A 20,019-nucleotide genomic window follows, 5' to 3' on the forward strand; every position below is an offset into this window, starting at 1 on the left:
GCATACCTGACGGGCTGGCCCCACCTCGGACTCAATCGCCCCTCCCGTTCGGCGAGCACTTGCACCCCACACACTTCGGCTTGGCAATCGCATGCGCAGAGGCGCACGTTCTGCTGTTCGTTTTCTAGAGGTTTTTATGTCTGCGCGTTTGCTGGCCATGGCGCTGGCGCCCTTGCTTGGGCTGTTTATTGTTGCGCTGGGCAACGGTTTCATGTCATCGCTGACCACTCTTCGACTGGACGCTGCCGGTGCCTCGACCACGATGATCGGTATCGTCTCTTCGGCGTACTTCATTGGTTTGACCCTGGGCGCCGTGTTCAATGACCGTTTGATTTTGCGCATCGGTCATATCCGCGCCTACGGTAGCTTTGCCTCGCTGATCGCGGTGACCATCCTGCTGCAAGGGTTGTTCTATGACACGTGGGGCTGGTTTGCCCTGCGCCTGATCAATGGCTGGGCCACGGTCGGCGTGTTTCTGGTGATCGAGAGCTGGCTGCTGCTGGCGGGTGACGCGAAGATTCGCGGGCGCTTGCTCGCGTTGTACATGATCGTCTTGTACGGCGCCGGCGTGCTGGGCCAGGCAACGCTGGGGAGAATTACCGGATTGAGCGACAGCGCACCGTTCATGGTCGCTGGCATGCTCGCCTCGTTGTCGGTGCTGCCGATCGTGATCCTGCCGCGAGTCTCGCCTCTGCTCGATCAAGTGGAGCCACTCAAGCCACGGCAATTGTTGGGCGTGACGCCGACCGGGCTGGTCGGTTGTTTCGGCTCGGGTATCACCATCGCGGCGATTTACACCTTGCTGCCGCTGTACCTGCAACGCAGCGGCCTGAATGTCGGCGAAGTCGGTAGCATGATGGCCTGGACCATCCTCGGTGCGATGCTCCTGCAATACCCGGTCGGACGCTGGTCCGACCGCAAGGACCGCTTGCAGGTGCTGACCCTTCTGACCGTGGCGTGCAGCGCATTGTCGCTGGTGATCGTCGTACTGCCGTTGTCCTCGACCATGCTCGCCGCGATGTTGTTTCTGCTCGGCGGCGGCGTGTTCGCACTTTACCCGGTTGCCGTCAGCCACGCCGCCGACCGCGCCCCCGCCGAAGCGTTGGTGCCGATGATTCAGGGCTTGCTGCTGATCAACTCGCTGGGCTCGGCGATCAGTCCGATGATGATCTCGCCGGTGATGAATTCGTTCGGTGCCAATGGCTTGTTCTGGGTATTTGCGCTGGTCAATCTGTGCATGGTCACCTTCTTCCTGTGGCGACGTGGCAAACGCCCGGTTCCGGCCAATCCCGCGCCTTTCGCGGCGGCGGCGACCTTCTCGCCGACAGGTGCGGAGTTGCGGGTGACCGAAGATCTGCGTCAGGCGGTGCAGGATCACCCGCCGATGGTTGACGCGCTGAGCGGCGAGCCTTCGCCGCAATGTGAAGCACGCTAAGCTCATTTGCGTAATTCGATGAGCCCATTAGCGCCTTTTGCCTACACTCCTTGGCATTGATGTTCACCTCTGTGCCCAAGGAGTCACCTTATGTCCAAGCTCTACCCCAGTGTCGATCCCGAGGGGCTGGTCGAGTACTCAGTGGTCTACACCGACCGCTCGCTAAACCACATGTCGCAGTCCTTTCAAGGGGTGATGAAGAACATTTCCGCAACCCTTAAACAGGTCTACAACGCCGAGGCTGTTGCGGTGGTTCCGGGCAGCGGCACATTCGGCATGGAGGCGGTGGCGCGGCAGTTCGCCACCGGCCAGCAATGTCTGGTGATTCGCAACGGCTGGTTCAGCTATCGCTGGAGCCAGATCCTTGAGATGGGCAACATTCCGGCCGCCACTACGGTACTCAAAGCCCGGCCAGTGGAAACGGGTCACCAAGCGGCCTATGCCCCGCCGCCTCTGGACGAAGTGCTGGCAGCCATTGCGGCGCAGAAGCCGCAAGTAGTCTTCGCGCCCCATGTTGAAACTTCATCCGGGATCTTCCTGCCCGACGAGTACTTGCGGGCAGTCGGCGACGCCGTGCATGCGGTGGGCGGCCTGTTCGTGCTGGACTGCATCGCTTCAGGCACGATTTGGGTGGATATGCACAAATGCGCCGTCGACCTGCTGATCAGCGCACCGCAGAAAGGCTGGAGCGCCTCCCCTTGCTGCGCCCTGGTAATGCTCAGCGCTCGGGCTCTCGAGCGCATCGAACAGACGCAAAGCAGCAGCTTTGCCTGCGACCTGAAAAAGTGGCTGCAGATCATGCAAGCCTACGAACAGGGCGGACATGCCTACCATGCGACCATGCCCAGCGATGCCCTCGCGCGGTTCAACGACGTGATGAAAGAGACGCAAGCCTACGGTTTCGACAAAGTTCGCGACGAGCAACAGGCGCTGGGTGATCGGGCTCGGGCCCTGTTGACCGGTAAAGGCTTCAAAAGCGTGGCGGCTGCCGGCTTTCAGGCCCCTGGCGTCGTGGTCAGCTACACCGATGATGCCGACATCAAGAACGGCAAGAAATTTGCCCACCATGGCCTGCAAATCGCTGCCGGCGTGCCGTTGCAATGCGACGAACCGGCCGACTTCCAGACCTTCCGCATCGGGCTGTTCGGCCTCGAGAAACTGCAGAATATCGAGCGTACGATCAATATGCTTGAGCAGGCAGTGGATGAGGTTATTTAGATACCCGGCCGCGTGCGTCCAGATAATGGTGCCTTGGCAGAGGCTTGAACCGTGTGCTGGAACTCGTATGAACGGGTGGATGAGAGCAACTGTCTGACTACCCGACAATCAGATCCGAGCAAGGGCGATTGGCCGTTCAAACTGGCCACCACGACCTATACTGCCGAAGCACTGTCGTCGAGGCGGTGACAAGTCGTTTCGCCCGGCCTCGGCGCTGCGCGTGCTGTCGTATGACCATGACGCTCGTGCAGTACGTACAACCACTCTCAAACAGAAGGAGAATGTCGCATGAATATGAACAGGTTTTTGCTGGGAGCCACCACTTTACTGTTTGCCACCGTAGCCAGTGCTGATATTCCGCTACTTAACTACGACTGCCCGACCAATATCGCCGTGCATGCGGATCAGGGCGGGCCGGTGTACATCAATGGCAAGGAGGCCAAACTGAAGAAATTCAATAACAACGCCTATGAAGCCAAAGGCTCTGGCGTGACGATTTCTCTCACGCGCAATCCAGATGAGTCATGGGACGTATCCTATACCGGTAAAGGCGGGGCCAATGGGGTGTGCAAGCCAGCGACATCGGGCGCTTCGAGTGCTGCCGGTAGCGCCAGTGGCACATCTGCCACCAGCAAGGCAGAGAAAGCCTGCCTGGCCGAGGTGGCGAAGAAAACCGGTGTGGCCGTCAGCAAACTTTCGGTGACCGACGTCATGACCGCCGAAGCGGGAGTTGGCGTGACGATCAAGGTACCTGACGCGGACGCTCCTTGGTCGTGCCTGTCTGATGCCAGTGGCAAAGTCCAAGGTGCAAGTTATACCGGATCTGAAGGCAAACTCTGAGTTCTAGCCAAGCGCCTTCTGCTTGCGCGATCGGCATCCCAACAGGGCTTCGCCCTGCCGATCGCGCAATTCAGCGACGCCTTAATGCCCAGAGGGTAGCGCAACCAACAGGGCGATAATGAAAAGCGTCCAGTCGTTGAGTATATGAGCGCCCGTGGAGACCCAGATGTTCTTCGTCATGATGTAGGGCAGCAGCAGAATCAGCCGCGCGCTGCCGATGACAACGAACGCCTGCACCATGTTCCAATCGTAGGTCGGCAAGTGCGCCGCGCCGAATAGCAGGGCCGACAAGAGCCAGGCACCGATGATCGCCCCCTTGCGTGACCAGTGTAGCCGCGCAAACAGGAACGTCATGATTGCGAGGAATGGCAAAATCGTCAGCACCTCCTCGCCCAATAGCTGCGGCAGCGTCTTGAGAAAGAAGAGCAAGTGCTCGACGGATGTTTGCGTCGCCAGCCCGGCGAAAACCGGGTTCGAGTGCATGCCTATGGTCTTCATGACCACCAGGCCGATGACCATGGTCACCACGATGTTGAGCAGCGCGAACAGTATCATCCACTTGATGTCGCGGATCGTGACCCTGCGGAACAATGCCCAGCCATGTTGCCGCGTGACCCATGCCAGCACCGCCAGCGGGATGGCGAAGAACAGGATTGCGGGAATGAATTGCCCAACGCTTCCTGCAAACAATGGCAACGGCGCTATTAGCACCAGGAACCCGGCCACCACCCCAAGCATTAACAGCAGCCATTGTTTGCCTGAAAGGCCCATGGGCTTGCCGTTGTAGTACGGGAAGTCGTCGTCGGGGTACTCCAGCCAACGGAAAAGCTGAACTGCCGCGGATTCGTCGGCACTTACCTGCTTGCGGTTATCCACGGGGGACCTCTCTGCGACGGAACTCCACACTGCCATTCACCGTAGCAGTGCTGGGCCGAGTCGCAAGGCGTTTTCGTACGCCGAGCAAAGACACCCCGCTGACAGAGACAACCAGCCCTATCTGCTGGTGCTGGTTGGGAAATTGTCAGAAAAGCAGAGCGAGCGTGTCTATTTGCTTAGCGTCAGGTCGTCGGTGCGTCCGGATCATCTACAAGGTGTAAGAAACACCCACTTGAACGGTTCGCGGTTCACCAGGGTATGCGTAGACATTGCCGAAGGCGCCTTCTTCATAGTCGCGGTCGAAAACATTCTTCACATCAAGATTAAGCCTGACCTTGTCGTTGATCTTGTAGAAGCTGAGCAAATCGACAACGGTGTAACTGCCCATTGAAAACGCCGTGTTAGCAGTCTGACCGGCACGTTCGTCAACGTACTTGCCGCCCATACCCAAACCCAATCCCTTCAGATTGCCATCCTGAAATTCATAAACGTTGAGCAGGCTGAAGCTGTTCTTCGGAATGTTCATCAGTCGTGTGCCCGACTGGATTACATTGTCCTTGGTGACTTCAGCGTCCACATAGGCATAACCGCCAATCACCCGCCACTCTGGGGTTACGTTGCCAGCGACGTTGAGATCAAAGCCACGGCTGCACACCTCTCCAGCGGCCACGCTGAAAGTAGAGTCCACGGGATCGGTGGTGAGGACGTTTCGTTTTTCAATCTGGTAGATCGCTGCGTCGACGCTTAACTGGCGATCCAGCGCCTCCCATTTGATCCCCATCTCATAAGACTTACCCTTTTCCGGTTCAAAACCGCCGCCCTGCCGACTTGCTCCCGTATTGGGTTTGAATGAGCGCGCGGTATTGGCATACACCGCGACGGTATCGGTAAGGTCATAAAGTAAGCCAAGACGCGGAGTCACCGCATTGTCGCTTGCCTCCCAGCTTTTGCCGCCCGGTACATAGGTTTCGTAGTCATGCTCGAAACGTTCGAAACGGGCGCCCGCCAGAACTTTCAGGCGCTCGGTCAATGCCACTTGATCCTGGATGAAGGCGGCGTAGGTCTTGAGATTTTCCTTGTCGTGGGTCGGCGTACGGGTCAGGGCGGGACGCGCCTGACCATATACCGGATTGAAGATATCAATCGGGTAGGCACCTACCGCGCCACTGGAACGCTGGATGATGGACTTGTAGTCGTAATCCTCGTACTCGATTCCGGTCAACAGCGTGTGATCGAAGCCCCCGGTTGAGAAATGTCCGGTGAGGTTCAGTTGGGTATCCTTGTCCGTCCACTCCAGTTTGCGATAGTTGAAGTTACGCCCCAGCGTGCGCCCGTCGGCAGCGACGCCATTCGCTTCAATGGCGTTGCCCTGCAGTGTCCCATCGAGCCATTGGAAACCACCGCCCAACGTCCAGGTATCGCTCAGTAGATGTTCGAAACGCAGCTGCGCCATGTTGTTGTCGTTGTGCAATTTGCCAACATCTTTTTCGCCAAAGAAGGTATCGCGAGACGCGGTACCGATCTGATTCGGATAACGCGTGACACCACGATCCAGCGGGTGATTATTGCGCATGAAATCACCCTCGAAGATCACCTTGGTATCGTCGTTGGCCTGCCAGGAAATAACCGGCGTCACGCCATAGCGCTCGGTTTCAACATGATCGCGGAAGGTATCACCGCCCTCACCCACCACATTCAAGCGATAGGCCAGTCGGCCTTCTTCGTCGATCGGGCCGGAAGCATCCAGCGTGCCACGCTTCATTCCCTGATCATCGAGTTGGCTGCCCAGGGTCACGGTGCGCTCCATCAAAGGCTGTTTGGAGACCACGTTGAACGTGCCACCTGGATCACCTCGGCCATAGAGAGTAGTAGCGGGGCCTCGCAGTACTTCAAGACGCTCGATGGTGTTCGCATCGGGCATGTTCGGATAACCACGGTTGATCGGGAAACCGTTGCGATAGAACTCGCCCGTGGTAAATCCACGCACCGTGAAAGTAGTCAGTCCCTGGCCTCCGAAGTTATTGGCCCGCCCTACTCCTCCGGCGTAATCAAGCGCGTCCTGAAGCCGGGTAGCGCCGATGTCTTCGACAGCGTCTTTGGTCACCACGCTCATTGACTGCGGGGTCTCGTGAATCGACGTGTCGGTTCGTGTTGCGCTGGCAGAGCGCGTTGCTCGGTAGCCCTTCACCGGCCCTTGGGCGGCTTCGTACTGCGCAGTACCGACGATGTCGGTCGCCTCCAACTCCAGAATGGTTGTATCGGATGTCGCCTGCTCCGCCCAGGAGGAAGCGGAAAACGCCTGAAGCACGCAGATGGAAAGCAGAGTACGACGCATCGAGGAGACCTTGAGGAAATAGCCAAATGGGACGGCATACGTGCCAATAATTCGCGGGAAATAATATCTGACATTTTCAGCATTTGATACGTATTCGCATTTGTATTTATCAACACTACTTGAATGGCCGTGTTGAAGATCGATCCTTCCAGACAACTCAACTTGCGTAACCAATGCATCCACGCATGGTGACAATGCAAAAAGCTGGGTGTTGCCCATTGCCAGTAACGACTCACAACCCTTCAGGTCGCCGCACAGCGCTTTATCGAACCCCTGCAGCCGCGGCGGGTCTGCTCGTATACAACTTCTCTGCTCGGAAACATTTAAATGCTCGCCCAACACACCCTTGTTCTGCTCGCGCGTTGCGGTTACGCCGCTCGGGGCGTTATGTATCTGATCATTGGGATATTCGCGCTGCTGGCGGCTCAAGACGCTACGAAACCAAAAGACAGTCATAAAAGCCTCGAGGCACTGCTGAGCCAGCCATTTGGGTATGTTTTGATTGGACTGGTGGTGGCAGGTCTACTCGCCTTCGCGGCGTGGCGCGTGCTGCAAGCTATTCGCGACGTTGATCATCACGGTACCGAATTCAAGGGGCTCGTCATTCGTGCAGGTTTGTTCGCGGGAGGTCTGGTCAATGGCGCGCTGGCGTTTTTTGCATTGGGCCTGCTCGTCAGTGGTGCTGGAAGCTCGGGTAACGCCGGGGATGGCAAGACGAAGGATTTGTTAGCGCATCTTTTGTCGTTCGAGCATTCGAACCTGCTGATCTACCTTGTTGCGCTAGTTCCGTTTGGTGTCGGCATTGCGCACATCATCAAAGGCTGGAAAGCGTCGTTCGAGAAGTACTTTGAAGCTGACGAAGACGTTATGCGCTATATCCGCCCGGTGTCGCGATTCGGACTGATTGCACGAGGCGTGGTGTTTATCGAGATTGCAGTGCTAATGGCGATCAGCGGCTCTCTTTACAAAGCCACGAATCCCCCGGGCATGAAGGAAGCCCTTGATGCTCTGCAAAGTATGCCTTTTGGCGGTTTGATTCTGATGGTGATGGCGTTGGGGTTGATCGCCTTCTCGGTTTACAGTTTCTCCGAAGGCGCCTGGCGCAAAATAAACATGGACGTGCCGGGCGTAGAGAAGCACTAGCGGCAAAGTGAATGCTGGTCGCAGGAAGTTGTAAGGCGAGCGCCCTTATACGCATAACGCAATCAGCGTTCAGGGCGCAGCGTTTCATAGGACAGCGCAGCAAAACAGCAAATCCGTGTTCTACTTCACGTTGCGGCTTCCCCGTCACTCCTGTCTGGAACTCGCCCTCCTGACCAGGATCCATGCAAATGCGACTGTCCGACTTCATCACCGCCAACCTCGAGCCGATTCTGCAGGACTGGGACGATTTTGCGCGAACGATTGAGACGCCCGGTGCACCGCTGGACACAGAAGCCCTGCGTGATCATGCCGAACAGATGCTCGACGCCATAGTGCTCGATCTACGGACTAAACAGACTGCAAAAGAACAACTGGCGAAGGCGCATGGCAATGCCCCGTCCAACGATCTGGAAACACCCGCTGAAACCCACGCGGTCACGCGGCTCATGGCAGGCTTCACGATCGATCAGATGGTCTCCGAATATCGCGCGCTCAGAGCCAGCGTACTCAACCAGTGGTCTAAACAGATCAAGGCCGGCACGCCACTCGACATCGATGACATGACGAGATTTCATGAGGCAATCGACCAAGCCCTCGCCGAGTCAATTGCAAGCTATTCGCGAGCCGTTGAAGCGTCACGGAATCTATTTCTGGGCATCCTTGGCCATGATCTGAGAACCCCGCTGGGCGCGATCTTGCTCGGCGCCGACATGTTGCGGCGCTCAGAAGACATCGGCACCAAGGCCACGAAGATTTCCACGCAAATTTACACCAGCGTCAAGCGCGCCAGTCAGATTGTCGGTGACCTGCTGGATTTGACACGTTGCCAGATGGGCCCCGGCATACCTGTTAAAACAGAGCGCCTGGATTTGTTGCCCTTGTGCGAGCGCATCGTTGATGAACTGCGGGCGTTCTACCCGAGTGCCGCGATCCTCTTCGAGCCAAAAAGATCCTGTCATGGTGAATTCGATGGCGCACGGATGGAGCAGGTTCTTTCCAACCTGATCGGCAATGCCGTGCAGCATGGCGATAACCAACGGCCAGTGACCGTTACTCTGGATACCGATGAGGAGTATGTGATTTTCACCGTGCATAACAGCGGTGAGCCCATTCCAGATGATGTGATGCCGTTCATCTTCAACCCGATGGGCCGTTTTTCTCAGCACTCGATCATCGACCATGACCCAAGTGAAGGCTTGGGACTGGGGTTGTTTATTGCTTCAGAGATCGTTACATCGCACGGCGGCGTCATCGAGGTCACTTCGGATTCGCAAAGCGGTACTACCTTCGTCGTCACGGTTCCAAAGCTTCATCGCAAGCACAACGATTCCTGGCATCTGCAGCAAATGACACTTACAGCCCACCCCTCACATACTGATTTCGACCCCGTGCCTTAGCGGTGTACAACGCCTGATCGGCCACCTCGATCAAACCTTGCAGGTGATCCAGTTCCGACACCGTGGCGGTCGCAATCCCGATGCTGACACTGACGCGTCCGAGCGGGCTGGCGGTGTGGGGGATGTTTGCTTGCTGCAAGCGGTCGATGATCAGTTGCGCCACTATTGCGGCGCCGTCGCTGTCGGTGTCAGGCATGATCACGGCCATCTCTTCACCGCCATATCGGGCCACCAGGTCCGACGGACGCCGCACACATTCGTCCAGGATTCTGCCAACGGTTTGCAGACAGGCGTCTCCGGCAACATGCCCGAGTGAGTCATTGAACAGCTTGAAGTGGTCGATATCGATCATCAGCAACGCCAACGTCGTACCGTCACGTCGTGCGCGCCGGGCTTCCATGGCGAGGCTTTGATCAAAGCAGCGTCGATTGGCCAGACCGGTCAGGGCATCTTTCATCGCCAGCAACTCCAGTTGCCGATTGGTTGAGAGCAACTGCTGCTGGGTTCCTCGCAACTGATCTTCTGCCCTGGTACGCCGACGGATATCCACAATCAGGAACCAGCCGATGAGGCCCGTGAGCCCCAGCAGCCCGGTTACCACCACCGCCGACAACAATGCCTCCGTGCGCCACGCGGCGAGGGCTTCGCGCTTGCCGAGTGCCACCGTTGTTATCAGCGGCAGCCGGTCACTCTTGCGGAAAGCGTAGAGCCGCTCCACACCATCCAGGCTGGATGTAAACGACGCGGTGCCGACTGATCGATCCACCAGATACTTGGCATAGATGGGCGATTGGGAAAAGTTGCGACCCATGTCCTGCTCGCGGAATGGATAACGAACCAGCAACGTACCATCGGTGTAGGACAACCCGATGGCGCCCTCCTGCCCCACGTCGATCTTTCCGAACAACCGAAGAAAGTTTTCGACGCCCAACGTGACCGCCACCACTCCGGCAAACTCTCCGCGCGCATCATTGAAGCGGCGGCTGAGGGTGATCACCCATTCCTGATTGGAGCGGCTCTGGATAGGCGGACCGATAAAGGTCTCACGGCTGGGATCGTCGCGATGATGAATGAAATAGGCCCGATCGCTGCTATTCGCCCCGGCCGGAATCGGTCGGTTGGAGGACATCAGCCAGCGTCCCTGATTGTCGTAAATCGTGATACCACTGAGCTGTGGCATCAACGATTCCTGGCGGATGATCAATGCACTCAGCCGCTGAATCTGCGCGGGGCCGCTACCTTCGATTTCCAGGCGCTCGACAAGCCCGAGTAAAAGCAGCGAGCTCTGGCGAACAATCCCCTCGGAGTAGGTAGAAAGCGCCTGGGTCAGGTTCAAGCCGTGGACATCCACTTCCTCCAGTGCTCGATCTCGCGAGGCCAATACTTTCCAGACCGTCAATGACGCCAGAGAGCAACCGATCACGAACAGCAAAAGCACAACCAGGTGCGAATCACGCTTCACGTCATTACCTTCAGAAAAGTCCGGTTTTCCGTTCCCGTGACTATTGGGTCAGGGCAATAGCTGGGGCCATTCGTCCTCGTGTAACGCAAGGATACAAGTTGCGCTAAATCGTTGCAGTAACTGAATAGTGGGAGAAAAAGGTGCTGCGCATAAAAGTACTTTAATGGTCTGTTGTCCTCACCAGCCCTCCTGCTGACGCCGCCCGACCCCTTAAACGAGCACGCCCGTTCGCCTCAACCGCCACGATCGGATACCATGCCGCCCGCCGGTTTCCAATTGGGATTAATAGGGAATCCGTGATGCGCCCAACGCATCAAACGGAACTGCCCCCGCAACTGTAGATGCTGAGCCTTAGTCCGAACTGCCACTGGGATTGCTCCCGGGAAGGCTGACGCAGGCGACGACGCATCAGTCAGGAGACCTGCCGGCCAAGCAACAATCACTAACCGGCGGGGTGTCCGGGAAGGACATCCTTTTGCGCGCGTCACTTCGGTGATCGGCCTGGCACTGCTTTTAAGGCAGCGTGAGCGATGTGTTTCCAGAACCTGCACCCTGGCTCCGTGTACGGTTCAAATGGAGATTGCATCATGCTGTTGCCTCGTTTTGTCGCCCTCGTCGTTGGCCTGGGTGTTGGCGCCCTAGCCCATGCTGTACCGACGCAGTACCCCCTGACGATTGAAAACTGCGGCAGCACGCTGACCTTCGCGCAGGCTCCTGCCCGTGCGGTGACCATCGGCCAGGCCGGCACGGAAATGCTTTTTGCGCTCGGGCTGGCTGACAAAATGGTCGGCACATCGCTGTGGTTCAACGATGTGCTGCCGCAGTACAAGGCGAAAAACGACAACATCGAGCGCTTGGCCGATAACGAACCAAGTTTCGAATCGGTGATTGCCAAGCGCCCGCAACTGGTGGCTGTCGAACTGGAATGGATGGTCGGGCCACAAGGCGCGGTCGGCACCCGCGAACAGTTTCACGAACTGAAGATTCCGACTTATCTGATGCCGTCTGACTGCGAGGCCAAGGACAATCTGGTCGGTTCCGACGGCACGCGTCTGGCGCCGTTTCGCATCGACAGCATCTATAAAAGCATCACCCAGTTCGGTGAGATGTTTGATGTCCAGGCGCGTGCGCAGCAGCTGAACACAGACCTCAAGGCAAGCCTCGCCAAGTCCATTGCCATGGCGAGTGGAAAGAACTCGAAAGACATCAGCGCGTTGGTCTGGTTTTCCAGTGCCAGTCTGGATATCGACCCGTACGTCGCCGGGCACAAAGGCGTTCCAGACTTCATGCTCAACACGCTGGGCGTGCGCAACGTCGTGGAGTCCGATGAGGAATGGCCAACCGTCGGCTGGGAAACCATCGCCAAAGCCAACCCGACGTTCCTGGTCATCGCACGCATGGATCGCCGGCGCTTCCCGGCTGATGACTACCTGAAGAAGCTGGAATTCCTGCGCAACGATCCCGTGACCCGCAACATGGACGCGGTGAAAAACAACCGCATCATTATTCTCGACGCCATGGCCATGCAGGCCAGCATGCGCACATTCGACGGTATCGCCGCACTGGCGAGCGCCATCAACGGATACGACCTGTCCAAATGACCGCGACGTTGATACGCACTTTGCTTGCACTGACGATCCTGCTTTTAGCGGTGATTGCGGGTGTGGCCATTGGTGAGACAACCATTGATCCCATCGTGGTGTTTCAGGTGCTGGCCAACAAACTGTGGGCGGCCGGGTATGTTCTTGATCCGATCGACGAAGGCATCGTCTGGAACTATCGCCTGACTCGCGCGCTGGTGGCTGCCGCTTGCGGCGCTGGCCTGGCGACTTGCGGGGTGATTCTGCAATCGCTGCTGCGCAACCCGTTGGCCGATCCGTATCTGCTGGGCATTTCCGCTGGTGCTTCGACGGGCGCGGTGATGGTCGCGTTGCTCGGTTTCGGCGCGGGGGCGATTTCCATGTCAGTTGGCGCGTTCGGCGGCGCTGTTGTGGCGTTCGCCGTGGTGGTTTTGCTCGGCCGCGCCGCTGGCTCACCGGGTAATACCGGCCAGATCATTTTGGCGGGGATCGCCGGCTCGCAGCTGTTCAATGCGCTCACGGCATTTCTGATCACCAAGTCGGCCAGTTCCGAACAGGCTCGCGGCATCATGTTCTGGATGCTCGGCAATCTCAGCGGCGTGCGCTGGCCATCGGTGTGGCTGGCGGTGCCGGTGGCGGTCATCGGGCTCGTTGTGTGCCTGTGGCATCGGCGTGCGCTGGACGCGTTTACCTTCGGTGTAGATTCAGCTGCCTCGCTCGGGATTCCGGTGCGTCGCGTGCAATTACTGTTGATCAGTTGTGCCGCATTGGTGACGGCTGTGATGGTATCGATTGTCGGCTCGATCGGTTTCGTGGGTCTGGTCATTCCCCATGCTGTAAGGCTGTTGCTCGGCACTCGACACACGCGTCTGCTGCCAGCGAGTGCACTGGGTGGCGCGGTGTTTCTGATTGCTGCTGATGTGCTGTCGCGCACGCTCATTAAAGGCCAGGTGATCCCGGTCGGCGTGATTACCGCGCTGGTCGGTGCGCCGGTGTTCGCGCTGATCCTGATCGGCCGGAGGAATGCCCGATGAATACGCTGTCCCCAGCTGTCGGCGAATCGGTACTGCAGTGCTGCGGCCTCGGCTTTGATATCCGCGATGCACGGTTGCTGCACGAGATCGATCTGGACATCCGCCGCGGCGAAACCCTTGGCCTTGTCGGCCCCAACGGTTCCGGCAAATCCACTTTGCTGAAATTACTCTGCGGCGTACGCGCGCCCAGTCGTGGCGACATCCATCTCCACGGCCAGCGCTTGAAGACGCTATCGCGCCGAACCGTCGCGCAAACGCTGGCAGTGGTTGAGCAACAGGCGGACACCCTCGACGCGATCAGCGTGTTTGACGCAGTAGCGCTGGGTCGAACGCCATGGCTGTCGGCGCTCAGTCCGTGGTCTGCCGAGGACGACGGCATCGTCGATCAGGCCTTGCGCGATGTTGACGCGGCGCATCTGCGCAATCGCTCCTGGCGCAGCCTTTCCGGTGGCGAGCGCCAGCGTGTGCACATCGCTCGCGCCCTCGCCCAGCGCCCGCAAATTCTGTTGCTGGACGAACCCACCAACCACCTGGATATCCAGCATCAACTGTCTATTTTGCATGTGGTTCAAGCGTTGCCGGTGACCACGGTGATTGCCCTGCACGACCTCAATCAGGCACTGACTTGTGATCGTTTGGCCGTACTGGAAAAGGGCCGACTCGTCGCCCTCGGCAAACCCCTTGAAGTGCTGACTGCGCAACGCCTGCTGGAAACGTTTGGTGTCCACGCGCACTACCTGACTGATCCGTTCGACGGCGCGCAGATCCTGCGATTGCGCTCTTCCTGATGGGTCAGTTTTGAATCCGGCAATCCATATGAGTCGTCTGCCAAACCGGGTCGGCATCCACAGCAATCACCTCAAAGCCACGCTTGAGCCAGAAATTGATCGCGCCCGGCAAGAAGGGGTGCGTGTGCAGATAGATCACATGAACCCCTGCACGTTCGGCTGACGACTTCAGTTCTTGGTAAAGCTCACTGGCCAATCCTGAGCGTCTGAACTCGGGAACGACAAACAGCCGCACCACTTCCACGACCTCGAGTTGCTGATAGTCGAGGTGTTCGAAGCGATCGTCATAGGGTAGATAGCCGATCGTGGCGACGATGCGACCCTCATGACGGGCGAGCAGAAAACGTCCGGCGCCACTTATGTAAGTCTCTTCAAAATTCGCCAGATCTGGCGGGATTCCTGTGGCGCTCAGCTTCGGAAAAAGCTCAGCGCGAGCCTGCATGACAAAGTCGATGACCTCGGCCATTTCTGACCGGGCCACGGCCTCGATGTGGAATGTGGACACATGCCCTCCTTTGTTGACCATCGTTTTGACAAGACGATGAGCGATTAGCCCAGCGCCGTGTCGAGAAACATCATCACGCCGAACCCGAGCATCAGACCCAGCGTCGCCGGTGTTTCGTGGCCATTGCGGTGCGTTTCGGGAATCACTTCATGGGACACCACGAAAATCATCGCGCCAGCGGCAAGTCCCAGCGCAATCGGATAACCGAGGGCAAAGCTGCTGGAAATGCCCAGACCGACGACCGCGCCGATCGGCTCCATCAAGCCCGATGCGATGGCAATCATCGCCGCGCGCAGCGCTGAAATACCGGTCACCCGCAAGGCCAGAGCCACCGCCAGGCCTTCGGGAATGTCCTGAATGGCAATGGCTGTTGTCAGGGGCAGGCCGACCTGCATGTCGCCATTGGCGAAACTGACGCCGATGGCCATGCCTTCCGGCAAGTTGTGCAAGGTAATCGCCAAGACGAACAACCAGACCCGATTGATGCGCTCGACTTGAGGCCCGCGCCGTCCACTCTCGGTATGTTCGTGAGGGACGAATCGGTCGAGTCCGATCATCAACGCCACCCCCAGGCCCAATCCCAGCACGACGATGCCGGCAGCCAGCAATGGGCTGCCGCTAAGCTCCCGAGCAGCTTCGATACCGGGAAGAATCAATGAAAACGAACTGGCGGCGAGCATCATGCCGGCGGCGAAGCCGAGCATGATGTCCTGCGTGCGAGCGGCGATGTCGCGCAGCGCAATGGCCGCTACGGCGCCCAGTGCGGTTGCACCAAATCCGGAAAGTCCGCCCAGTACGGCGAGTTGCAAGTTATCGCGGTTGGCATTCACCAAAGCACCGTAGCCGCTGACCAGCAACAGCACCGCCACTCCTGCCAGTACCAGCCAAAACATCATGCCCATCCAGCGTCGGTTTGACGGTTGAGTCGGCCTTGCAGACGCAACAGGTTGTGACATTGATCCTCCTGATTTTTCCAAGTTGGAACACCCCACGCCTGCGCCAGGATCGGCACCGGTGCAGGCATTCCACAATGATCTGAAACGCGGTCGAAAGGAATAATTGCAATTTTCATGGCGCGCCTGCGACGGGCGGCGCTCACCGCCGATTCTGCGCCTGTCGACAGCATTTGGCCAAACGGAACAAACGCTTAACGAGGTCCGAACCTTCCGATGGAGCGCTTGATTCAAGGACGAACTACGCTTGAAGCGTGAAATTGTGTTTTAACTAGGTAGTTACCTAACTATATAATGGGCGCCTCATTTCAACGGGGCTCTCAACGTGAAGCAAAGTCAACGCGTCTCTGGCGTATCAAAATTCATTCTGATCGGGCTGGGTGTGATCATCGCCCTGCTCGGTCTGGCGCTGGCGGCCGGGGGCGTGAAGTTGGTCGGCCTCGGTGGTTCGTGGTACTTCCTGGTCGGCGGTCTGGCGATGGCCATCGCCGGTGTTCTTATCGCGCGCTACAAGCCGGCCGGTGCCTGGTTGTTCGCAGCGTTCCTGCTCGCAACCGCTATCTGGGCGGTCAGCGACGTGGGCCTGGTGTTTTGGCCGTTGTTCTCGCGTCTGTTCATGTTCGGCGCGGTCGGCCTGGCCGTTACGTTGGTCTACCCCCTGCTGACGCGTGCCAACGGTGGCGTGCCTGGTCGTGGCGCTTATGGCGTTGCCGCCGTATTGGCGGTTGCACTGGCCGTTGCCGCCGGCAACATGTTCGTCGCCCACCCTACCGTCGCAGCGACCGGCACTGGTCCTGGGCTCACCCCCGTCGAGCCAGAAAAAGCACAGAAAGACTGGGCTCACTACGGCAATACCGAAGGCGGCAGCCGCTTCGCCGCGCTCGATCAGATCAACCGTACCAACGTCGACAAATTGCAGGTCGCATGGACTTACCACACCGGTGACGTCGCCGAGAGCGATGGCAACGGTGCCGAAGATCAGCTCACCCCGCTGCAGGTCGGCAACAAGGTGTTCATCTGCACCCCGCACAACAACCTGATCGCGCTGGATGCCGACACTGGCAAGGAAATCTGGAAAAACTCGATCAACGCCCAGTCGAAAGTCTGGCAGCGTTGCCGTGGCATGGCTTACTTCGACGCCACGGCGGCAGTCGCCAAGCCAGAAAACTCGCCGGTCGCTCAGGACACAGCCGCCGCCCTCCCTGCCCACTGCCAGCGCCGTTTGCTGACCAACACCATCGACGCACGCCTGATTGCCGTGGATGCCGACACCGGCGAGTTCTGCCGGGGTTTTGGCAACAACGGCCAGGTTGATCTGAAGGCCGGTCTGGGCAATGTCCCGGATAGCTACTATCAGCTGTCCTCCGCACCGCTGATGGCCGGGACCACCGTCGTCGTTGGCGGTCGAGTGGCCGACAACGTGCAAACCGACATGCCGGGCGGCGTGATCCGTGGTTTCGATGTGATGACGGGCGCCATGCGCTGGGCATTCGATCCGGGCAACCCGCAGGATCGCAACGCACCAGCCGAAGGCAGCACCTATGTGCGCAGCACGCCGAACAGCTGGGCGCCGATGTCTTACGACGCGGCGACCAACACCGTATTCCTGCCGATGGGCAGTTCTTCCACCGACATCTACGGTGTCGAGCGCAGCAAACTGGATCACACCTACGGTGCATCGATCCTCGCGCTGGACGCCAACAGTGGTGAAGAAAAGTGGGTGTTCCAGACCGTTCACAACGATCTCTGGGACTTCGACTTGCCGATGCAGCCGAGCCTGATCGACTTCACCAAGGACGGCAAAACTATTCCGGCGCTGGTCATCGGTACCAAGGCTGGTCAGATTTATGTGTTGGATCGCGCCACCGGCAAACCACTGACCGATGTTGAAGAAGTGCCGGTCAAAGCGGCCAACATCCCTAACGAGCCGTACTCGCCAACCCAGCCAAAATCGGTAGGCATGCCGCAGATCGGTGCGAAGCACCTGACCGAATCGGACATGTGGGGCGCGACGCCGTACGACCAACTGTTGTGCCGTATCGATTTCAAGTCGATGCGTTATGACGGTTTGTACACCGCGCCGGGCACCGACAAGTCACTGAGCTTCCCGGGTTCGCTGGGCGGCATGAACTGGGGCAGCATCTCCACCGATCCGGTGCATGGCTTCATCTTCGTCAACGACATGCGCCTGGGTCTGTGGATTCAGATGATCCCGTCGCAGAACAAGGCTCAGGCCGCTTCCGGTGGCGAATCACTGAACACCGGCATGGGCGCCGTACCGCTCAAGGGCACGCCTTACGCGGTGAACAAAAACCGCTTCCTGTCGGTCGCCGGTATTCCTTGCCAGGCGCCGCCGTTCGGTACGCTGACCGCCATCGATATGAAAACCCAGAAAGTTGCCTGGCAAGTGCCGGTCGGCACTGTTGAAGACACGGGCCCGTTGGGTATCCGCATGCACCTGCCGATCAAGGTCGGTCTGCCAACCCTCGGCGGCACGCTGTCGACTCAAGGTGGCCTGATCTTTATCGCCGGTACTCAGGACTTCTACCTGCGCGCCTTCAACAGTGGCAACGGTGAAGAAATCTGGAAGGCGCGTCTGCCTGTGGGCAGCCAGGGCGGTCCGATGACTTACGTTTCGCCGAAGACCGGCAAGCAGTTCATCGTTGTCACCGCCGGTGGTGCTCGTCAGTCGACCGATCGTGGCGACTACGTGATGGCTTACGCGCTGCCGTAAACATCTGCGAGCCACTTCATTGCACTTGTGCGCGGCACCTTCGGGTGCCGCGCCGCTTTATGCCTATCGCTGAAGATTTCACCAGGAAGATTTCCATGTTTCGTTTTTCTCATATCGGCTGGCTTAACGGCGTGCTGTTGGGGCTGACCTGCAGCACCGCCCTGCCCGCCTTCGCCGATACCGGTTCGAACCTCTTGACCCGCAACACCCTGACTGGCGATTGGGGCGGCCTGCGCCACCAGATGGACGAAGACGGCATCAAGTTCACCGGCGATTACAGCGGCGAGACGGCCTACAACGCCGACGGTGGGCTGCATCGTTCGGCGCGTTACTCGCAGAACATCAAGTTGGGTGTGCAGTTCGACCTGAGCAAACTGTACGGCGTGGACAACGCCGGCAAGGTCCAACTGACCATCAACGACCGTCGCGGCAACAGTGCCTCTGAAGATCTGGTCGGCAACCGTCTGCCAATTCAGGAAAACTACGGTGGCCTCTACACCCGCCTGACCGAGTTGAGCTACGAACGCTCACTGTTTACCCCGGCGCTGAACGTCAAACTCGGCTACATGGCCATGGGTAACGACCTCGGCGGGCTGGACAGTGGCATTCTCTGCAACTTCATGAACGCCGGTTTCTGCGGCCACCCGCTGAACATGTCCGGCGGCAGCGGCTGGACCAACTACCCCAACGCCCGGTTGGGAATACGGGTGAAATACGACCTGTCGCCATCGTGGCAGCTGCGTGTGGCCGCATTCAATGTCGACCCCGAAAGCAACGGTAACGCCAGCCGTGCCTGGCATCTTGGCCCGAAACACACGACGGGCACCGTGGTGCCGATCGAGTTGGTGTACAAGCGCGCAGGTGACTTGCCGGGTGAATACAAGGTTGGTTACTACTACGACAGCTCCGATGTAAAACGCATCGACAGCGACAAGGAATTGTCCGGTCGCGGTGGTCATTACTTGCTGGTCGATCAGGCGGTGTGGCGCTCGCAGGCGTCCGAAGGTCGCAGCCTGCACGCCTTCGGCCAATATTCGGCAGCCAGCACCGCCGCCTCGCCGTTCAGCAAGTGGTATGGCACGGGCGTGGTTCTGTACAAACCGTTCGAAGGCCGGCCGCGTGACACCGTCGCCCTCGGGTACGGCCGCGCTGTGCCCAACCCGCGCAGTCGCGATGTGCAACAAGACGCCGCACTGAACAACGGCACAGCGTTCCCGAACCTGGACAGCGCTGAACAGTTGATCGAACTCGGTTACGGTTATCAGGCCACGCCCTGGCTGACCTTGCGGCCGAACATGCAGTACATCATCGAGCCGGGCGCTTTTTCCGGCCAAGACATCGACAATGCGCTGGTGTTTGGCTTGCAGGTGAAAGCTGCGCTCTGATTGGTCGATTGCAGACCAAAAAAAACCGGCGGAATGCCGGTTTTTTTATGGCTCGATTATGTTGATCAAGGATGCTCGCTTGATACCGAGTTATTCGCATCCACATCGCTCATGTCTTCCTCGAGCGGCGCTTCGTCGTCTGCTGGCAACGGGACCTCAGGTTCATCGCGCCGCGGATCGTGTCCGGTCTCGTTGTCTGTGGTGCGAGTCACTTCCTGCTGAGACTTGTTGCCTGGCGCGTTTTCATCAATTTCCATGCTGGCTCTCCAACCGGGGCGCGGGAAGTCCGTGCTTGAAGTTCAGAAGCGATCCGCTCTGAGGAGTGCCGCGTTCT

16 protein-coding genes, 1 pseudogene and 1 riboswitch are annotated in these 20,019 nt (G+C 58.6%); of the genes and pseudogenes, 10 read left to right on the forward strand and 7 right to left on the reverse strand.

The window, feature by feature from the left end; all coding sequences use genetic code 11:
- The first annotated feature begins 136 nt into the window (after positions 1–136).
- The 3 genes and pseudogenes from JJD74_RS12550 to JJD74_RS12560 all read left to right on the forward strand — a co-directional run.
- A complete protein-coding gene (locus JJD74_RS12550; RefSeq protein ID WP_042559108.1) occupies positions 137–1,435 on the forward strand; it encodes an MFS transporter in 1,299 nt (432 codons plus the stop codon).
- Positions 1,436–1,525: 90 nt separating this feature from the next.
- Positions 1,526–2,653 (forward strand): aminotransferase class V-fold PLP-dependent enzyme, encoded by a 1,128-nt coding sequence (locus tag JJD74_RS12555; RefSeq protein WP_200614233.1) that lies wholly within the window; start codon positions 1,526–1,528, stop codon positions 2,651–2,653.
- Positions 2,654–2,947: 294 nt separating this feature from the next.
- Positions 2,948–3,232: pseudogene (locus tag JJD74_RS12560) on the forward strand (hypothetical protein); the annotation flags it as partial.
- A 342-nt stretch (positions 3,233–3,574) separates the two neighbouring features.
- Here JJD74_RS12560 and JJD74_RS31265 read toward each other — a convergent pair.
- Positions 3,575–4,369: a CPBP family intramembrane glutamic endopeptidase gene (locus tag JJD74_RS31265; RefSeq protein ID WP_200614235.1), complete on the reverse strand. Its 795-nt coding sequence runs from the start codon at positions 4,367–4,369 to the stop codon at positions 3,575–3,577.
- 208 nt (positions 4,370–4,577) lie between these two features.
- A complete protein-coding gene (locus tag JJD74_RS12570; protein ID WP_200614537.1) occupies positions 4,578–6,704 on the reverse strand; it encodes a TonB-dependent siderophore receptor in 2,127 nt (708 codons plus the stop codon).
- 327 nt (positions 6,705–7,031) lie between these two features.
- Here JJD74_RS12570 and JJD74_RS12575 point away from each other — a divergent pair, with 327 nt between their 5' ends.
- Both JJD74_RS12575 and JJD74_RS12580 read left to right on the forward strand, forming a co-directional pair.
- Entirely contained in the window at positions 7,032–7,847 is an 816-nt protein-coding gene (locus tag JJD74_RS12575; protein WP_200614237.1) for a DUF1206 domain-containing protein, read from the forward strand.
- A 188-nt stretch (positions 7,848–8,035) separates the two neighbouring features.
- Entirely contained in the window at positions 8,036–9,244 is a 1,209-nt protein-coding gene (locus tag JJD74_RS12580) for a sensor histidine kinase (protein WP_200614245.1), read from the forward strand.
- On the opposite strand, the gene JJD74_RS12585 is transcribed toward JJD74_RS12580, so the two are convergent.
- Positions 9,201–10,706 carry a GGDEF domain-containing protein gene (locus JJD74_RS12585; RefSeq protein WP_200614247.1) on the reverse strand — a complete coding sequence of 502 codons (1,506 nt, stop codon included), beginning with the start codon at positions 10,704–10,706 and terminating at the stop codon, positions 9,201–9,203. The two genes, JJD74_RS12580 and JJD74_RS12585, sit on opposite strands and share 44 nt — an antisense overlap.
- Positions 10,707–10,956: 250 nt before the next feature.
- Positions 10,957–11,149, forward strand: a riboswitch (cobalamin riboswitch).
- A gap of 144 nt (positions 11,150–11,293) precedes the next feature.
- On the opposite strand from JJD74_RS12585, the gene JJD74_RS12590 reads away from it, so the two are divergent.
- The 3 genes from JJD74_RS12590 to JJD74_RS12600 are packed head-to-tail and all read left to right on the forward strand — an operon-like array spanning position 11,294 to position 14,108.
- Positions 11,294–12,307, forward strand: coding sequence for an ABC transporter substrate-binding protein (locus JJD74_RS12590; protein ID WP_200614250.1), 1,014 nt, complete (start codon positions 11,294–11,296; stop codon positions 12,305–12,307).
- Positions 12,304–13,320: a FecCD family ABC transporter permease gene (locus JJD74_RS12595; protein WP_042559102.1), complete on the forward strand. Its 1,017-nt coding sequence runs from the start codon at positions 12,304–12,306 to the stop codon at positions 13,318–13,320. The genes JJD74_RS12590 and JJD74_RS12595 overlap by 4 nt, the downstream gene beginning before the upstream one ends.
- A complete protein-coding gene (locus JJD74_RS12600) occupies positions 13,317–14,108 on the forward strand; it encodes an ABC transporter ATP-binding protein (protein ID WP_200614253.1) in 792 nt (263 codons plus the stop codon). The genes JJD74_RS12595 and JJD74_RS12600 overlap by 4 nt, the downstream gene beginning before the upstream one ends.
- A gap of 4 nt (positions 14,109–14,112) precedes the next feature.
- Here JJD74_RS12600 and JJD74_RS12605 read toward each other — a convergent pair whose 3' ends face one another.
- From JJD74_RS12605 to JJD74_RS12615, 3 genes are all read right to left on the reverse strand, one after another.
- Complete coding sequence (locus JJD74_RS12605) at positions 14,113–14,574, reverse strand: GNAT family N-acetyltransferase (protein WP_234451733.1); 462 nt, start codon at positions 14,572–14,574, stop codon at positions 14,113–14,115.
- A gap of 83 nt (positions 14,575–14,657) precedes the next feature.
- Positions 14,658–15,569: a ZIP family metal transporter gene (locus JJD74_RS12610; RefSeq protein ID WP_042559099.1), complete on the reverse strand. Its 912-nt coding sequence runs from the start codon at positions 15,567–15,569 to the stop codon at positions 14,658–14,660.
- Positions 15,506–15,685, reverse strand: coding sequence for a hypothetical protein (locus JJD74_RS12615; RefSeq protein WP_162184569.1), 180 nt, complete (start codon positions 15,683–15,685; stop codon positions 15,506–15,508). Before JJD74_RS12615 ends, JJD74_RS12610 begins: the two co-directional genes overlap by 64 nt.
- Positions 15,686–15,891: 206 nt before the next feature.
- On the opposite strand from JJD74_RS12615, the gene JJD74_RS12620 reads away from it, so the two are divergent.
- A complete protein-coding gene (locus tag JJD74_RS12620; RefSeq protein WP_200614257.1) occupies positions 15,892–18,300 on the forward strand; it encodes a glucose/quinate/shikimate family membrane-bound PQQ-dependent dehydrogenase in 2,409 nt (802 codons plus the stop codon).
- Positions 18,301–18,395: 95 nt separating this feature from the next.
- Positions 18,396–19,685 carry a carbohydrate porin gene (locus tag JJD74_RS12625; protein ID WP_200614259.1) on the forward strand — a complete coding sequence of 430 codons (1,290 nt, stop codon included), beginning with the start codon at positions 18,396–18,398 and terminating at the stop codon, positions 19,683–19,685.
- Between the two features lie 65 nt (positions 19,686–19,750).
- On the opposite strand, the gene JJD74_RS12630 is transcribed toward JJD74_RS12625, so the two are convergent.
- Positions 19,751–19,942, reverse strand: a complete 192-nt coding sequence (locus tag JJD74_RS12630) for a hypothetical protein (protein WP_042559096.1) — start codon at positions 19,940–19,942, stop codon at positions 19,751–19,753.
- Positions 19,943–20,019 lie beyond the last annotated feature (77 nt).

The sequence above is a fragment of the Pseudomonas sp. MF6776 genome, from assembly GCF_016613125.1.
In the GTDB taxonomy this organism is placed as follows: domain Bacteria; phylum Pseudomonadota; class Gammaproteobacteria; order Pseudomonadales; family Pseudomonadaceae; genus Aquipseudomonas; species Aquipseudomonas iridis.

Coding starts and splice junctions, on each gene's coding strand:
- JJD74_RS12575 (WP_200614237.1), top strand. CDS start 7,032: ATGCTCGCCCAACACACCCTTGTTCTGCTCGCGCGTTGCGGTTACGCC.
- JJD74_RS12570 (WP_200614537.1), bottom strand. CDS start 6,704: ATGCGTCGTACTCTGCTTTCCATCTGCGTGCTTCAGGCGTTTTCCGCT.
- JJD74_RS12630 (WP_042559096.1), bottom strand. CDS start 19,942: ATGGAAATTGATGAAAACGCGCCAGGCAACAAGTCTCAGCAGGAAGTG.
- JJD74_RS12555 (WP_200614233.1), top strand. CDS start 1,526: ATGTCCAAGCTCTACCCCAGTGTCGATCCCGAGGGGCTGGTCGAGTAC.
- JJD74_RS12580 (WP_200614245.1), top strand. CDS start 8,036: ATGCGACTGTCCGACTTCATCACCGCCAACCTCGAGCCGATTCTGCAG.
- JJD74_RS12600 (WP_200614253.1), top strand. CDS start 13,317: ATGAATACGCTGTCCCCAGCTGTCGGCGAATCGGTACTGCAGTGCTGC.
- JJD74_RS12590 (WP_200614250.1), top strand. CDS start 11,294: ATGCTGTTGCCTCGTTTTGTCGCCCTCGTCGTTGGCCTGGGTGTTGGC.
- JJD74_RS12610 (WP_042559099.1), bottom strand. CDS start 15,569: ATGTCACAACCTGTTGCGTCTGCAAGGCCGACTCAACCGTCAAACCGA.
- JJD74_RS12605 (WP_234451733.1), bottom strand. CDS start 14,574: ATGGCCGAGGTCATCGACTTTGTCATGCAGGCTCGCGCTGAGCTTTTT.
- JJD74_RS12625 (WP_200614259.1), top strand. CDS start 18,396: ATGTTTCGTTTTTCTCATATCGGCTGGCTTAACGGCGTGCTGTTGGGG.
- JJD74_RS12615 (WP_162184569.1), bottom strand. CDS start 15,685: ATGAAAATTGCAATTATTCCTTTCGACCGCGTTTCAGATCATTGTGGA.
- JJD74_RS12550 (WP_042559108.1), top strand. CDS start 137: ATGTCTGCGCGTTTGCTGGCCATGGCGCTGGCGCCCTTGCTTGGGCTG.
- JJD74_RS12595 (WP_042559102.1), top strand. CDS start 12,304: ATGACCGCGACGTTGATACGCACTTTGCTTGCACTGACGATCCTGCTT.